A 15,314-nucleotide genomic window follows, 5' to 3' on the forward strand; every position below is an offset into this window, starting at 1 on the left:
AGCAGCACCCGCTCGCCATCAATCAGCAGGGTCCATTCGTTTTCGTTTCGGGGCAGGGCGAGAAAATCCGGCAGGATACCGGCAAGCAGCAAACCGGCTTTCTGGCAGCGTTCGGTCAAGGCCTGCATGCATTCATGGGCGGCCACGGCGACCCGGACCCGGTCATCTTCCTGGCGGGGTCCAATGGCAAAGTGCAGGCGCTCCACATTCTGGGCCAGTTGATCTTCCAGCACCCAGGGCGCGGCCTGCAGCATTCGCTGGTATTTGCGGGTGGGAATGTGCGCATCCAGCAGCGTCACGCTCTCGCCCGGCAGCAGGGCAATCACCCGGCGGCCCTCGGCCATCTCGGCGCAATCGGCCAGGTTCTGGACGGTTGGCGTGCCCAGGCGTTGGCCCTGGCCATCAATCAGGAAACTTTCGACCCGCTCATCCGCGGGATCGGAAAAACGTATTACCAGGGTTTCAGTCATTCCAGTTACCTGCCGACAAGCGGCTCATTCGGATCCAAAACTTCGATAGACTGATGCCACGGCACCACTCTCATCCTGAAACAGCAAACTGTACATGGTGGGGGAGGTGGTTCCAATATCGGCCCTTGCCACCAGCCAGAAGTAGGAACTGACCACATCCACGGCCAGTCCATCCCGCACCGGCGGTCCAAAGATGTCATGGAAGTCACTCACGGATTCAAATCCACCAGCTTCCTGCACCTCCAGTATCCGGTCCACCTGCGCCTCATCGGGGTTGGCGGCCAGTGATCGCAACACCGGAGCAGTGGCCGTGTTGACGTTGATCCAGCTATTGTCGTCTTCGGTCGGCAGGGCAGTGACATGGGGCGCGATCTGCTCGAAGACTTCCGGGTCCTGGAAGCCGGCGACCAGGCGCAACTCCGTCACGCTCTGAAAGCCCTGGTTACCTGCCCGATAGGCGGGATCAAAGCCGAGGTAAGTGCCGTCTTCGGCCCCCATCATGCCCCGTGGCTCCTGGTCATAATCGATCCAGTCGACCACCGGGTCGGCCAGCTCCGGGTCCAGCTCCAGTGTTTCCAGCAAGACGCGGAACTGCTGGTAGGCCGCCTCGTTTACATGGCCATTGGCCTGGACCAGATTGTTGAGATTGAATCGGCCCTGGCGGTCCTCCATGCGGGCCAGGATCTGCCCGCCGTCCACTGGCAGGGGCGGGATCTCGTCGGCCCAGGGCTGATCCAGGCTGTGGTGTTCCAGCTCCATGCTCGCCCGGCGCAGCAGGTGGCCGGCGAGGTCTTCCGCCCCTCGCAGGTATTGATGGGCCTGGCCCACGTGCAATACCGCCTCGGTTCTGTGCCGGTCGAGGAAGGTCCGGTAGGCCAGGTCGGCGGCTATCACCGCGGAAATGGCCACCACGACCAGAGCGGTGATCAGGGCCACGCCCCGCTGCTGACGCCTCATTCCATCCTCCCCATCACGCCGGGGACTTCCATGACGCGCCGCAGGCGTCCCATGTCCTCGGTCTCAATGATGATTTCCATTGCCCGTGGCATGAGAAAGGGATCGGCCTGGAAACCCGCGGCCGCCGGCGGCCAGTCATCCTGCCATTCCCCGCCGGGATCCAGGAAGCGCACCTGCAAGCTGACCACGTCTTCCAGAAGCGGCATCACCAGTGGCTGAGTGTCCGGCGCCCGGTCCAGTACCGGCCAGGCAAAGCGGGTCAGGGTGTCACCATCCAGGCCCCAGCCAACCCGCTGAAGGCTGGCCCGGGGCTGCTGGAGGGGGTTGCGAACACCGCCACGGGTGAATTCGAGCTGGGTTTCCATGTAGCCGCCCCCGGAGACGGCGGGCTCGAAGTCGCCATGCGAGGCGCCACGAATGGGCCGGGGGCGGATCTGCTCCAGGTCCCGGGTCAGCAGGGTCATGGTCTGCTGCACGGCCCGGAAGCGCTCCATGGCGGTGGTGGTCAGCTCCTGCTGGCGCACCATGCCGGCCATTGCCGTCCATGTCATGACCCCGAGAATGGCAAAAATGGCGATCGCCACCATGATTTCGAACAGGGTAAAGCCCCGGTGTTGTCGTCGCCCACCCATAATCATCTTGAGCGCCCCCCGGTTGGAGGCGGTGGCGGGGTGCCGCCGCCATTATCCTCGTCCGGGTCGTAATCCGGGTCCGGCGGCACCGAGGGAATGAAGCGTGGAATACCCTGGATTTCCTGGGGTCGACCAATGAAGCCCAGCACGGTGGCCACGCTGCCTTCGGCATCCCGGTCGGTTCTCACCCGGACCTGAATCCGGCGCAGATCATCGTCCTGGGTATTCTCGACCTCCATGGTCCAATGCCATTCCCGGCCGGCCATGTCCTCATTGCCCTCGGTGCGGCCGGTGGAGGGCCAGGCACCTTCCAGGCGCAGCTCGGCGATGCGGTTCTCCGCCACCCACTGGGCAATGCTGGTATCCCGAAGCTGGGCGGCCTGGCTGACCGTGGTGCCGGAATTGGCCAGCACGGCGGTCAGGGCGATGGCGACCACCGCCAGGGCAACCAGGACCTCCAGGAGGGTAAAGCCACGCGCCGTTCTCATCGGCGCACCCGCCGGTCCTGATCCCTGGGCTCGCCATCCTCTTCACGCCAATTGCGCAGGCGGCCATGGGGCTGACCTTCAAGCACGACACCATCCACATCGCTGCGATGGCGAAGGATCAGGCGAAAGGGTGTCATCTCTCCGGTGCCCATGAGCAGGATCTGCGGTTGGGATTCGTCTTCGTCATAGAGGGCCAGATCAACCTGGCGGCCTTCGATTCGCAGTTCGGGCTGCAACCCGTCCGGCCACTCCCGCCGGCGGAACTCATCCCGGTCCGCCTCTACCCAGGCTCCGTCAACGAAGCGCAGGAAGCGAAAGGCCCGGGTGCTGAAATGGAGGCCGTATTCCGCCCCTTCAATCATGGCCCGGTCGGCAGCCAGCTGCAGCAGCGCCTCCAGCCGCTCCCGTTCTTCATCGGCGGGATCGTGCTGGCTGAGCCGGTCCACGGAGATCATGCCGATGGCCACCACCACCGAGATGATGACCATCACCACCATCACCTCGATCAGGGTGAATCCTCGGGACGCTGTGTGTCTGAAGTCCACCGTGTGGCTCAGTCGATATCCCAGTTGCCGATCACGGCGTCCACCCCTTCACCCCCTTCGCGGCCGTCGCGGCCAAGGGAATAGAGGTCGAATTCTCCGTGCTGACCCGGGTGGACATAACGATACTCGCGGCCCCAGGGATCGGTAGGCAGCCGATCCATGTAACCGCGCCAGTTGACCGGCTCCGGGGAGCCACTGGGCTCACTCACCAGGGCTTCCAGGCCCTGATCGGTGCTCGGGTAGTTGTGGTTATCCATCCGGTAGAGCTGCAGCGCCTGCTCGATGGCACGGATATCCTGACGGGCCTTGGCAATACGGGCCTCGTCCGGACGGTCCATGATGCGGGGCATGACGATCCCGGCGAGAATGCCGAGAATCACCACCACCACCATGATTTCAATGAGCGTAAACCCCCGATTACCGGAACGTTGCGACAAGGCGGCGAAACGATTGGACATGGCTGTTACCGATTCCTGTAAAGTCTGACGTTGGTACTCCGCCGCCGGCCCCGGACCCCCATGGGCCGCCGACGATGATTTTCACAAAGCGCCATGATAGCGCAGTTACGGGCCCCGGTGACTAGCCCCCGTATGCGGCCCTCCATGAAATTCGAGTGCTGCCGTCAGGCCGAGTTCCGCCTGGGGCAGGCCTCGCGCAAATCCCCCCGGCACGGCTATACTATTTGGCTTCGCCTTGCCACGCACGAAGAGCCGCCTGGGGAGAGGCTGCGGGCTCGACCAGGGGCGTGACAATCAGGGCAATCCATCCATTTTTCAGAACCATGCAGGAGCAGGCCATGTCCTTCGCCATGATCTTTCCCGGCCAGGGTGCCCAGTCCGTGGGCATGCTCAAGCAATTGGCCGAGACCTATCCAGAGGTCCGTGACAGCTTTACCGAAGCCTCCGACGCCCTCGGCGCTGATCTCTGGAAACTGTCCCAGGAGGGGCCGGAGGAGCAGCTTAACCGGACCGAATGGACCCAGCCGGCACTGCTGACCGCCGGGGTGGCCGTCTGGCGGGTCTGGCAAGGCCGGGGCGGTCCCCAGCCGGACCTCATGGCAGGACACAGCCTGGGCGAGTACGCAGCCCTGGTGGCCGCCGGCAGCCTGGCTTTCGATGAAGCCGTAAAACTGGTCCAGTTCCGCGGGCAGGCCATGCAGGAAGCCGTCCCGGAGGGTAGCGGTGCCATGGCGGCGATTTTGGGGCTGGACGATGACCAGGTGGCGGAAGTCTGTGGCAAGGCGGCCGATGAGGAAGTGGTGGAGCCGGTTAATTTCAACTCCCCGGGCCAAGTGGTGATCGCGGGACACAAAGGCGCCGTGGAGCGGGCCATTGCCGAGGCCAAGGCGGCGGGCGCGAAGCGCGCCATGCCGCTGCCGGTGAGCGTGCCTTCTCATTGCCGTTTGATGGGGTCGGCCGCCGAGGCCATGGCCAAGCGGCTTGCTGATGTGGCCATAGAAATGCCTGCAGTGCCGGTGATTCACAACTTCAACGTGGAAGTTGAACACAATGCCAGTGGTATTCGTGATGCCCTGGTGGCGCAGCTCAATCACCCGGTACGCTGGGTGGAGACCATTGAGGCCATGCAGGAGCGGGGCATTCAAGCGGTGGTGGAAGCCGGTCCGGGCAAGGTCTTGTGTGGCCTGAACCGGCGAATTGATCGCCGCATGCCGGCGCACCCGGTCATGGATCCTGAATCCCTGGACAAAGCCCTTGAGGCCCTCTCCGGTGAGAATGGCTCGGATTGATTTTTGCTTTTTCTAAATGATCGAGAACTGAAATAACGGGAGTCACTATGCTTGATGGAAAGCTCGCAGTCGTCACCGGCGCCTCTCGTGGCATTGGCCGCGCCATTGCCACCAGCCTGGCCGAGGCCGGCGCCCGGGTGATCGGGACTGCCACCTCCGAGAAGGGCGCCAACGCCATCGGGGAGGCGCTGGGCGATCGAGGCCGGGGCGCGGTGCTGGATGTATCCTCCAAGGAGTCGATTGAGGCCTTTCTGGCCGATCTCAAGGAAGAGGGAGCCCCGGTGATTCTGGTCAACAACGCCGCGGTGACCCGCGACAACCTGATGATGCGGATGAAGGACGATGAATGGGATCAGGTTATCGAGACCAACCTCAGCGGCATATTCCGTCTGAGCAAGGCCCTGCTGCGCGGGATGATGAAAGCCAAGGAAGGGCGGATCGTCAATGTGGGCTCCGTGGTCGGTTTTACCGGCAATCCCGGACAGGTCAATTACTGCGCTGCCAAGGCCGGCGTGGTGGGTTTCAGCAAGGCCATGGCGCGGGAAGTCGGGTCGCGGAATATCACCGTGAATACGGTGGCCCCCGGTTTCATTGAGACGGACATGACCCGGGGTCTGCCCGAAGCCCAGCGTGAAGCCATGTTGAACGATGTGGCATTGGGCCGGCTGGGACAGCCGGAGGATATTGCCGGTGCGGTACGCTTCCTGGTCTCGCCTGATGCGGCCTATGTCACCGGGGAAACCATCCACGTCAACGGCGGGCTGCATATGGATTGACCGTCCCGACGCCGGCATTCAAACGCCGAGGCCGACGCTAAGCTGCTGAATTATCAAGGTATTTAAGCAATTTTCGGAACGGTGTGGCATGGGATGGATGTTTTAACTACAATAGCCGCCGCAGTGACGGGGGCGCCGGATGGCACCCCCGTATGAGTTCAGGCCTCTTGCAAGCGCCGACAGGGTCGGTCTCGGGGGGTCTCCAGTTTCCATCGGGAGGACTTTTGAACGATGAGCAGCATTGAGGAACGTGTTAAGAAGATCGTCGTCGAACAGCTCGGCGTTAAGGAAGAGGAAGTCAAGAGCGAAGCTTCCTTCGTGGATGATCTGGGCGCCGACTCCCTCGACACCGTCGAGCTGGTGATGGCCCTGGAAGAAGAATTCGAGTGTGAGATTCCGGACGAAGAGGCCGAGAAGATCACCACCGTCCAGCAGGCGATCGATTACATCAACGAGCATCTCAGCGACAGCTGAGTCAGTTCGTCGTTCGTCTTCCGGGAAGCAGCCCTGGCGGGAGCCGCCGGGGCTGCTTCTGAATGCACCGCCGTCCGCATGAGGTGAAGCTTGGCTAAACGTCGCGTTGTCGTCACGGGTCTGGGGATTGTCTCTCCGGTGGGTAGCACCGTGGAATCCGCCTGGTCCGACATCCTGGCCGGAAAGAGTGGTATCGGGCCGGTTACCCGGTTTGATGTGAGCAATTTCCCCACCCGCTTCTCCGGCGAGGTCAAGGGTTTCGATCATTCGGAATATCTCGACAAGCGTGACGCCCGACGGATGGATCCCTTCATCCACTACGGCATGGTGGCGTCCATTCAGGCCATGCGGGATTCCGGCCTGGAAGTGAGCGACGACAATGCCGAGCGGATCGGCGTATCCGTGGGTTCGGGCATTGGCGGGCTTGATGGCATTGAAAAGGCCCACAAGACCTGGCTCGACAACGGCAGTGCCAAACGCATTTCCCCCTTCTTCGTTCCCGGGACCATCATCAACATGATCTCCGGGAATCTGTCCATCATGTACGGCCTCAAGGGTCCGAATCTGGCCCTGGTCACGGCCTGTACCACGGCAACTCACAATATCGGTATCGCCGCACGGGCAATTGCCTACGGGGATGCGGATGCCATGGTGGCCGGTGGGGCAGAGATGGGTACCACCCCGGTGGGTCTCGGCGGCTTCTGCGCGGCTCGCGCCCTGTCGACCCGCAATGAAGAACCGGAACAGGCCAGCCGCCCCTGGGATCGTGATCGTGACGGCTTCGTGCTGGGCGACGGTGCCGGCGTGCTGGTGCTTGAGGAATACGAAATTGCCCGCAAGCGGGGCGCCAAGATTTACGCAGAACTGGCCGGTTTCGGCATGAGTGGCGACGCCCACCACATGACCGCACCGCCGGAAGACGGCGAGGGTGCCCGTCGCTGCATGGAAAACGCCCTCAAGGACGGGGGTATCAACCCGCAGGAAGTGGACTACGTGAACGCCCACGGCACATCCACCAAGCTGGGTGATCTGGCCGAAACCCAGGCCACCAAGGACCTGCTGGGTGACCACGCCCGAGATATCGCGGTCAGTTCCACCAAATCCATGACCGGCCACCTTCTGGGTGCGGCAGGCGGTGTGGAAGCCATCTTTAGCGTCCTTGCCATTCGGGACCAGGTGGCACCGCCGACCATCAATCTTGAGAACCCGGATGAAGGCTGCGACCTGAATTATGTGCCGGGCGAACCTCAGGAACGCCAGATCAATGTGGCTCTGTCCAACTCTTTCGGGTTTGGCGGCACCAACGGTACGCTGGTATTCCGCAAGCTGGACTGAAAACCCAGGTCCGCGTCAGGGGCGGGTGATCCATGCATGATGCGGTCCATCTGCAACGCCGTCTGGAGGTGATACCAGACCTTCTGGCGATGCACGAAGCGCAGCCCGCGCGCTATCCCTTTCTGTTGGAAAGCGCTGCCCGTGCCGAAGCGGCGGGTGGCGACAACGGTCGTTTCTCCATTCTGTTTGCCTTCCCCGGCGACAGCATTAGCTGTCCTGCCGGTGCCGACCCGGACGATTTTTTCCAGCGCCTGGACGAGGCCTGGCGGCAGGAGCGCCTGTCCGCCACGACCAGTCACCTGCCGTTCACTGGTGGCTGGTTTTTCTATCTGGCTTACGAGATGGCGGGCGTGGTCGAGCCGAAACTGAATCTGCCTTCAGATGGCGATATGCCCAGGGCATGGGCCGCCCGTGTTCCGGCGGCGGTGATCATTGATCACGGCCAACAGGCGGCCTGGGCCGTAGCCGAACCCGGCCAGGAGGACAACCTGGCAGAAATATGCCGTGACGCCGCCCAGGCTCAGCCCCGGCAAGCGGAACCCGAACAGTTACTCGGTGCCAATCTGGTAGAGGAAGACCCGAGTTTGTATTGTCGGGCGGTAGAGCGTGCAAGGCACTACATCCACGATGGGGACATCTTTCAGGCCAATCTTTCCCGGGCCTGGCGTGGGCAGCTGGCGGAGGATGTCCGGCCCCAGGATGTGTACCGGCGTCTGCGTCGGACCAATCCGGGCCCCTTTGCCGGTCTGGCGGTGCGTGGCGACCAGGCCATCATCAGCTCCTCGCCGGAGCGCCTTGTTAGCCGCCGGGACGACTGGGTCAATACCCGTCCCATCGCCGGTACACGACCCCGGGGGCAATTGGCCGGTGAGGACGATGCCCTACGGTCGGAGCTGATCGGCCACCCCAAGGAGCGGGCGGAGCACATCATGCTCATCGATCTGGAACGGAATGATCTGGGGCGGATCTGTCGGCCGGGAACGGTCGAGGTCAATGAGCTGATGGTGCTGGAGAGTTATGCCCATGTGCACCACATCGTTTCCAATGTGCGTGGCCGAGTCGCCGACTCGGTCAGCCCGGGGGAGATTCTCCAGGCTGTCTTTCCGGGTGGGACCATCACCGGCTGTCCCAAGGTCCGCTGCATGGAAATCATTGCGGAACTGGAGGCCCGGCCGCGTGGTGCTTACACCGGCAGTCTGGGTTACATCAATCGCGATGGCAGCATGGACAGCAGCATCCTGATCCGGACTATGGAATGCCAGGGTCGTGACCTTCGTTTGCTTGCGGGAGGCGGGATTGTTGCGGATTCCGTGCCGGACAGGGAACTGGAGGAAACCCGCGCCAAGGCTCGGGGTATGGTCCTGGCGCTGGAGCCGGGCTCATGAGTGGTGCGAGCCACGTCTGGTACTGCAATGGGCAGCCATTGCCTGCCGGCGGCCTGGATCGGGGTTTACAGTTCGGCGATGGCCTGTTCGAAACCATTGCCGTCCGCTCTGGCCGTGCGCTGCGGCTGACACGGCATCTGGACCGTCTCGAATGGGGGTGTGAGCGACTGGGCCTACCCCGGCCCGAGCGTCGAGTACTGGAGCGTGAGCTGACCAGCCTGGCCAGCGGGCATGACGAGGCCGTCTTGAAGCTGATTGTTACCGCCGGTAAGGCAGGCCGAGGGTATGCCCGGGCCTCTGCGCCAGAGCTGACCCGCTACAGCGCCTGCCTGCCCTGGCCGACCGGCTTGCCTGAGCAGCTTTCTGTCACGACCTGCAAATTGCGGCTCAGTGAACAGCCTGCCCTGGCCGGCGTCAAACACTGCAACCGGCTGGAGCAGATTCTGGCCCGACGCGAAGTGGATAGTAGGTCCTGTGACGAAGGTCTGCTGCTGGATCGCGACGGTCGCGTGGTGGAGGGCGTATCATCCAACATCTTCATTGTGCGGGCTGGTCAACTGATTACCCCTGAGCTGAGGGGGGCCGGGGTGGCCGGAATCATCCGCGGGCTGGTTCTGGAACGGGCGCCCGCTCTGGACATTGCGAGCAAGGTGAGCGAGATTCGTCCCGAGGATATCCTTGAGGCGGACGAGGTCTTCATGTGCAACAGCGTGATGGGCATTCGACCAGTAGTCAGCCTGGACGTGGACGGACAGCAGAAACAATGGGAGCCGGGTAAGCTGACATGCCAACTGCAGCGGATTCTGGAGCAGGAAAATTGAAATGGTTCCGGCATATAGTGTTGCCGGGCCTTGGGGTGCTGTTGCTGCTGACTGCGGCATTGGCGGCCTGGTTGTGGCAGCAATGGCAGGAACTGGAGTCCCGGCCACTGGCGGTGGAGACGAGTCAGACGGTTGTTGTCGAGCGGGGCGACAATCTTCTGCGTCTTGCCCGCCAACTGGAGAGTGAGGGCATTATTGCCGATGCCGAGCGGGTACGTTACTGGTCCCGCATCAGCGGTCAGGGGCGTAATATCCGTGCCGGTGAATACCGGATCGAACCTGGCATGACCCTGCCCGAGCTGGTTGAGCGCCTGGAGCGTGGCGATGTGGTCATGTACCGCTTCACCTTGGTGGAAGGCTGGACCTTCCGGCAAATGCGCCAAGCCCTTGCCCGTCATGAGGCAGTGGAACATACCCTTGAGGGCATGTCTGACGAAGACGTCATGGCAGCGATCGGCTCTGCAGCCCTGCATCCCGAAGGCTGGTTCCTCCCGGACACTTACGTTTTCCCTCGCGGGACCAGCGACCGCCAGATCTTGACCCGCGCTCATCGGGCGATGGAGGAAACCCTGGAGTCGGTCTGGTCGCAACGGGATGGCGGTCTGCCACTGGACGATCCCTACGAGGCATTGATCCTGGCTTCCATCGTCGAGCGGGAAACCGGCGCTGACGGTGAGCGCGGCAAGGTCGCCGGTGTTTTCGTTCGGCGTCTGCGCGAGGGAATGCGCCTGCAAACCGACCCCACCGTTATTTATGGCCTGCCGGAAGGGGAGTTCGAGGGGCGATTGCGGTATCGGCACCTTCGCACGGACACACCGTACAACACCTACACTCGGCATGGCTTGCCACCCACCCCCATTGCCATGCCGGGGCGTGCCGCATTGGAGGCCACAGTTCACCCGGAAGTGGGTGAATACCTGTATTTCGTCTCCCGCAATGATGGTACCCATCACTTTTCGCCGACGCTCCGGGAACACAATCGCGCGGTTCGAAAGTATCAACTGGGCGAGGACATAGACCTGGGTGGAGAGGGCAATGACTGACGGGGCAGGGCGATTCATTACCCTGGAAGGGGGGGAGGGCGTTGGCAAGTCCTCCAATATGGATTTCATAGCGAGCTGGCTGGAGCAGCGCGGTATTTCCGTCCTTCGCACCCGTGAACCCGGCGGCACCCGCTTTGCCGAGTCCGTCCGCGAACTCTTGCTCAATCGCGACAGCGCGCCGATCACCGACCGGGCGGAATTGCTACTGATCTTTGCGGCCCGTGACAGCCACCTTGAGGAGGTGGTGAGGCCTGCCCTGGCCCGGGGGGAGTGGGTGCTGTGTGACCGTTTCACTGATGCCACCTATGCTTACCAGGGTGCCGGCCGTGGCCTCGGGGAGCAGCCGGTGGCCTGGCTCGAGAGCTGGGTCCAGGGCAGTCTCCGCCCTGATCTCACCCTCTTGCTGGATGCGCCGGTGGAGGTGGGCTTTTCGCGCGCCGATCGGCGCGGGGATCGGGATCGATTCGAATCCGAACAACGGGCATTCTTCGAACGAATTCGCCAGGCGTATTTGGCCCGTGCTCGCCAGGAGCCGGCACGCTTCCGAGTGGTTGATGCCGATCGCCCCCTGGATTCGGTGCAGTCCAGCCTCAGCGACACTCTCGAAGATTGGTTGAAAACGGGGAGCCCCAGCAGCCATGGGTGAAGCGCCGGAGCATCCTTCAACACGTGAGCCGCTGCCCTGGCAGCATCAAGCCTGGGAGCGGCTGATGCGTCACCATCGAGAGGGGCGCATGCCTCATGCCCTGCTGTTGAGCGGGCCCAGGGGGGTAGGAAAGCGCCTGTTCGCTGAAGCCTTTATCCAGGCACGGCTATGCCGCCATCCTCGCGCCCAGGGAACCGCCTGTGGCGAATGTGATGGCTGTCGGCAGTTCCTGGCCGGCAGTCATGCCGACTATCGTTCAGTGGGGATCGAGGCCAAGCGCCGCAACATCCTTATTGACCAGCTTCGGCAGCTGACTGAGTGGCTTTCTCTGACCGCGAGCAGCGAGAGTGGCAAGCACGCGTTGATTGAACCGGCAGAACGCATGACCACCGGTGCCGCAAACAGCCTGCTCAAGACCCTGGAAGAGCCGCCAGGCAATACCGTTATGGTGTTGATAAGTGCCTTGCCGGGTCGCTTGCCGGCTACCGTCCGCAGTCGGAGCCAGGTGCTGGAGCTGCCTCGTCCCACCAGGGACGAGGCCCTGGCCTGGTTGCTGAAACAACCCCTTCAGGAAACCCAGGCGACGGAAGCGGACAGGGCCGAGGCGCTGGCAATGGCAGATGGCAGCCCGCTGGCCGCCCTGTCCTGGCTTGAAAGCGGTGGCCTGGGCCGCGCGCGGGAGAGCAGTGGGGCCCTGTTGGCAGTGGCCAGCGGCCGCGAGTCGCTGGTTGCCGCAGCCGAGCGCTTGAGTAAACAGGAATTGACGGCACTGCTTCAATGGTGGCGAATCTGGCTGGAAGCCCTGATTCGTCGTGGTCAGGCGGGGCCCGGGTTCTCCAGTCCACTGCTGGATGACGACAATGCCGAGTTGCAAAAGCTACTGAAGGCAATAGACTGGAAGGCAGCACATGAACTCCATCAGGCGCTTGATGACGCCGAGCGCCGGGCCGATAGTGCCAATCCGCAGCTGCTGATCGAGTCCCTGCTGGGGCGGTGGTATGCGGCCAGTCGGCCCACTCAACGGGCAAAACATAGTGAGGCAAGGGCATGAGTGCAGCCAAGGGGCCACAACAGGGTATCCTGACCCTGACTATCAAGGACAAAAGTGCCCTTTACGTGGCCTATATGAGTTACGTGAAGAATGGCGGTCTGTTCATCCCCACCAGTAAACCCTATCGCCTGGGTGACGAAGTGTTTCTGCTGCTGAGCCTGATGGATGACAACGAGAAGATACCCGTGGCCGGCAAGGTTGTCTGGGTAACGCCACGGGGTGCCGGCGGCAAGCGCGTGGCCGGCATTGGCGTGCAGTTCTCGGACAAGGACGGCGGGAAAACCCAGAGTAAAATCGAAACCTACCTTGCCGGTGCCTTGGGTGCTGATCGCCCCACACACACCATGTGACGTTCGCAAGCCGCCACTAGCGGCCTTTCTCTGGTAGGGAAACCTAGCTGGGTCGCCCGTCCGGGTCTTTCCTGGGACGTTTTTGATCCTCGCCCTGAGGGACGGGGCGCGGACGTCCGTCCAGATCAATGTGAACATAGGTGATCGAGGCGGTGGCTACGCGGACATGGCGGGCCACACCACCGTCATTTCTCTCAGAAAAGATCGTGATCTCCACCGTTATTGATGAATTGCCAACCTTGGCTACATCGCAGTAGAAACTCACCACGTCACCGACAAATACCGGCCGCAAGAATTTGACGTCGTTGACTGCCACGGTGACCACGCGGCCAGCCGCACGTCGATAGGCCAGTATCGCGCCAGCCACGTCGGCATGAGACATGATCCAGCCGCCGAAAATGTCACCCAGGCCATTGGTGTCCTTGGGCATGGCCAAGGTTCGCACCGCGGCCTCTCTATCTTTTGGTGGATCTTCCCAGTACATCCCCATCTCCTTTTATCTTGTTGTCGGGAGGGCTTTCCCTCCCGACACAGACCGGCTTATTCCTGGGTTCAAAGCTGATCCCAACCAGCATCCGGCTTGAAGCGATCACCGTAGGTCTTCTGCAGCTTCTCCAGGCGGCTCTTGACTTCCTTGATGCCTTCGCTGCGGGCGTAATTGATCGGACCACCCCGGAAGGGAGCGAAGCCCGTGCCAAAGATAACGCCACCATCAAGGATCTCTTCATTCTCGACGATACCCTCTCGGAGGCAGGCAACGGCGGTATTGATCATTGGCAGAACCAGTCGATCGGTCAGATCTGCGGGGATTTCATTGGCCTTGCTGCGGTCCTTGACCGCTTTGCCATCTTCGTACTTATAGAAACCTTCCCCCGTCTTGCGACCGAGTTTCTTGGCCTCGACCATTTTCTCCAGCTCAGTGGGCACGGGCATGTCGAATTCCTTGCCCAGTATCTTGGCCACCGAGAGGCCGACATCAAGACCCACCGTATCAGCCAGCTCCACCGGCCCCATGGGCATACCGTAGTTCTTCGCCGCCTTGTCGATGGCCTCCAGGGGAACGCCGTCCTCATAGGCCAGGACTGCTTCCATCATGTAAGGCATCAGGATGCGATTGACCAGGAAACCGGGGGCGCTCTTGCAGGGCACCGGTAGGCGATTTACATGTCGCGTATAGGCCAGGGCCTTTCGGATGACCTCGGAATCGGTGTCATCGGTGTGAATCACCTCGACGAGCGGCATCTTGGCCACTGGGTTGAAGAAGTGCAGGCCGACCAGTCGCTTGGGATCGGACAGGGTGCCACGCAGGGTCTCAAGGCGGATGCTGGAAGTGTTGGTAGCCAGCACTGCATCCTTGCGCATACGGGGTTCCAGCTCATTGTAAAGCGACTGCTTTGCTTCAACATTCTCAAAAATGGCTTCGATGACCACATCTGCTTGAGCGACACCATCCCCTGCAATATCCATGCGGAGGCGGTCAACAGCTGCCTTGACCTTGTCCTCGGTCTTGAGCTTTTTCTCAAACAGCTTGCGGGCCCGATCCAGCGCCCCCTGAACCTGTTCTTCGTTCTGGTCCTGCAAGGTAACCTCGAAACCGCTCAGGGCCGACCAGGCAGCGATGTCTCCGCCCATGACGCCGGCGCCCACGACATGCACACGCTTGAGATCAAGGTCTTTCTTGTTGCCAAGCCCCTTCAGCTTGTCCTGCAGCAGGAAGACACGGACCAGGTTCCTGGCTGTTTCACCCATCATCAAGCGGGCGATGGATTGGGCTTCTTCCTGATACATCTGGCCTTCGTTGCCCCAGTGCCGGCGCCAAAGGTCAATAATGGCGTAGGGAGCCGGATAGTGTTGCTTCGGTGCCTTGGCGGCGACCTGCTTCTCCATTTGGCCTGCCATGAAGCCTCGCACACCCGGAAGGTTGGCCAGGCGGGCAGTGAACGGTGCTTTCTTCTTCCCGGGGGGCGTAAGTGCGATCTGGCGTGCTGCATCGTGCATGCTGTCATGCGGCACGAGTCGGTCCACCAGGCCAATCTTGAGAGCCGCCTTGCCACGCAGGCTTCGGCCCGACAGCATCATGTCCATGGCGGAGAAGACGCCCACCAGGCGAATGGAGCGTACGGTTCCGCCAAAACCGGGGTGAATACCAAGCTTGACTTCCGGCAGGCCCAGCTGGGTGCGCTCGTCGTCGGCGGCCACCCGATAATCACAGGCCAGGGCCAGCTCGAGGCCACCCCCCAGAGCGAAACCGTGGATCGCCGCTACGGTGGTGCACTTGAGCCCCTCGAGGCGTTCAAGCACCTTTTGGCCGTTGCGAATCAGATCCAGGGCTTCGTCGGCACTGTTCAGGGTGGTGAATTCCTTGATATCCGCGCCGGCGATGAAGCCGCTTTTCTTGGCTGAATAAACAATCAGTCCCTTGATGTCTTCCTTCTCGACTTCTTCCAGGCGTTCGCCCAGTTCCACCATGACATCGCGGGAGAGGGTATTGGCACTGGCTTCCGCCTTGTCAAACTTCAGCCAGCCGACACGACTGCTGTCGATCTCCAAATGCCAGTTCTGCTGCTTCGCTTCACTCATGGGTTGACTCCCTG

The 15,314-nt window shown here is 62.0% G+C and carries 18 protein-coding genes; 10 read left to right on the forward strand and 8 right to left on the reverse strand.

Going from position 1 to position 15,314, the window contains the following annotated elements; genetic code table 11:
• The 6 genes from gspL to gspG all read right to left on the reverse strand — a co-directional run.
• A partial coding sequence (gene gspL / locus VCB98_RS05480) for a type II secretion system protein GspL (RefSeq protein ID WP_346050894.1) occupies positions 1-470 on the reverse strand: 470 nt, incomplete at its 3' end.
• 24 nt (positions 471-494) lie between these two features.
• Positions 495-1,427, reverse strand: a complete 933-nt coding sequence (gene gspK, locus VCB98_RS05485; RefSeq protein ID WP_346050895.1) for a type II secretion system minor pseudopilin GspK — start codon at positions 1,425-1,427, stop codon at positions 495-497.
• Complete coding sequence (gspJ, locus tag VCB98_RS05490; RefSeq protein WP_346050896.1) at positions 1,424-2,065, reverse strand: type II secretion system minor pseudopilin GspJ; 642 nt, start codon at positions 2,063-2,065, stop codon at positions 1,424-1,426. The genes gspK and gspJ overlap by 4 nt, the downstream gene beginning before the upstream one ends.
• Entirely contained in the window at positions 2,062-2,547 is a 486-nt protein-coding gene (gene gspI, locus VCB98_RS05495; protein WP_346050897.1) for a type II secretion system minor pseudopilin GspI, read from the reverse strand. The genes gspJ and gspI overlap by 4 nt, the downstream gene beginning before the upstream one ends.
• Positions 2,544-3,092 carry a type II secretion system minor pseudopilin GspH gene (gene gspH / locus VCB98_RS05500; RefSeq protein WP_346050898.1) on the reverse strand — a complete coding sequence of 183 codons (549 nt, stop codon included), beginning with the start codon at positions 3,090-3,092 and terminating at the stop codon, positions 2,544-2,546. Before gspH ends, gspI begins: the two co-directional genes overlap by 4 nt.
• Positions 3,093-3,100: 8 nt before the next feature.
• The gene (gspG, locus tag VCB98_RS05505) at positions 3,101-3,550 is read right to left on the reverse strand and encodes a type II secretion system major pseudopilin GspG (protein ID WP_346050899.1); all 450 of its coding nucleotides are present in this window, start codon (positions 3,548-3,550) and stop codon (positions 3,101-3,103) included.
• A 338-nt stretch (positions 3,551-3,888) separates the two neighbouring features.
• Here gspG and fabD point away from each other — a divergent pair, with 338 nt between their 5' ends.
• From fabD to VCB98_RS05555, 10 genes are all read left to right on the forward strand, one after another.
• The gene (gene fabD / locus VCB98_RS05510; protein ID WP_346050900.1) at positions 3,889-4,839 is read left to right on the forward strand and encodes an ACP S-malonyltransferase; all 951 of its coding nucleotides are present in this window, start codon (positions 3,889-3,891) and stop codon (positions 4,837-4,839) included.
• 47 nt (positions 4,840-4,886) lie between these two features.
• Positions 4,887-5,615: a 3-oxoacyl-ACP reductase FabG gene (fabG, locus tag VCB98_RS05515; protein ID WP_346050901.1), complete on the forward strand. Its 729-nt coding sequence runs from the start codon at positions 4,887-4,889 to the stop codon at positions 5,613-5,615.
• A 231-nt stretch (positions 5,616-5,846) separates the two neighbouring features.
• Positions 5,847-6,089 carry an acyl carrier protein gene (gene acpP / locus VCB98_RS05520; RefSeq protein ID WP_346050902.1) on the forward strand — a complete coding sequence of 81 codons (243 nt, stop codon included), beginning with the start codon at positions 5,847-5,849 and terminating at the stop codon, positions 6,087-6,089.
• A 90-nt stretch (positions 6,090-6,179) separates the two neighbouring features.
• On the forward strand, positions 6,180-7,424 hold the full coding sequence (gene fabF, locus VCB98_RS05525; protein WP_346050903.1) for a beta-ketoacyl-ACP synthase II: 1,245 nt from the start codon (positions 6,180-6,182) through the stop codon (positions 7,422-7,424).
• A gap of 32 nt (positions 7,425-7,456) precedes the next feature.
• Complete coding sequence (locus VCB98_RS05530; protein ID WP_346050904.1) at positions 7,457-8,809, forward strand: aminodeoxychorismate synthase component I; 1,353 nt, start codon at positions 7,457-7,459, stop codon at positions 8,807-8,809.
• Positions 8,806-9,630, forward strand: a complete 825-nt coding sequence (gene pabC, locus VCB98_RS05535) for an aminodeoxychorismate lyase (RefSeq protein ID WP_346050905.1) — start codon at positions 8,806-8,808, stop codon at positions 9,628-9,630. The genes VCB98_RS05530 and pabC overlap by 4 nt, the downstream gene beginning before the upstream one ends.
• On the forward strand, positions 9,627-10,673 hold the full coding sequence (gene mltG / locus VCB98_RS05540) for an endolytic transglycosylase MltG (protein ID WP_346050906.1): 1,047 nt from the start codon (positions 9,627-9,629) through the stop codon (positions 10,671-10,673). The genes pabC and mltG overlap by 4 nt, the downstream gene beginning before the upstream one ends.
• Complete coding sequence (gene tmk, locus VCB98_RS05545) at positions 10,666-11,319, forward strand: dTMP kinase (RefSeq protein ID WP_346050907.1); 654 nt, start codon at positions 10,666-10,668, stop codon at positions 11,317-11,319. The genes mltG and tmk overlap by 8 nt, the downstream gene beginning before the upstream one ends.
• Positions 11,312-12,370 (forward strand): DNA polymerase III subunit delta', encoded by a 1,059-nt coding sequence (gene holB, locus VCB98_RS05550; RefSeq protein WP_346050908.1) that lies wholly within the window; start codon positions 11,312-11,314, stop codon positions 12,368-12,370. The genes tmk and holB overlap by 8 nt, the downstream gene beginning before the upstream one ends.
• Positions 12,367-12,720, forward strand: coding sequence for a PilZ domain-containing protein (locus tag VCB98_RS05555; RefSeq protein WP_346050909.1), 354 nt, complete (start codon positions 12,367-12,369; stop codon positions 12,718-12,720). The genes holB and VCB98_RS05555 overlap by 4 nt, the downstream gene beginning before the upstream one ends.
• Before the next feature lie 43 nt (positions 12,721-12,763).
• Here VCB98_RS05555 and VCB98_RS05560 read toward each other — a convergent pair whose 3' ends face one another.
• Both VCB98_RS05560 and VCB98_RS05565 read right to left on the reverse strand, forming a co-directional pair.
• On the reverse strand, positions 12,764-13,204 hold the full coding sequence (locus VCB98_RS05560; protein ID WP_346050910.1) for an acyl-CoA thioesterase: 441 nt from the start codon (positions 13,202-13,204) through the stop codon (positions 12,764-12,766).
• 68 nt (positions 13,205-13,272) lie between these two features.
• Positions 13,273-15,300: a 3-hydroxyacyl-CoA dehydrogenase NAD-binding domain-containing protein gene (locus VCB98_RS05565; protein ID WP_346050911.1), complete on the reverse strand. Its 2,028-nt coding sequence runs from the start codon at positions 15,298-15,300 to the stop codon at positions 13,273-13,275.
• Between the last annotated feature and the right edge of the window lie 14 nt (positions 15,301-15,314).

Source organism: Natronospira elongata (assembly GCF_034931365.1).
GTDB classification, from domain to species: domain Bacteria; phylum Pseudomonadota; class Gammaproteobacteria; order Natronospirales; family Natronospiraceae; genus Natronospira; species Natronospira elongata.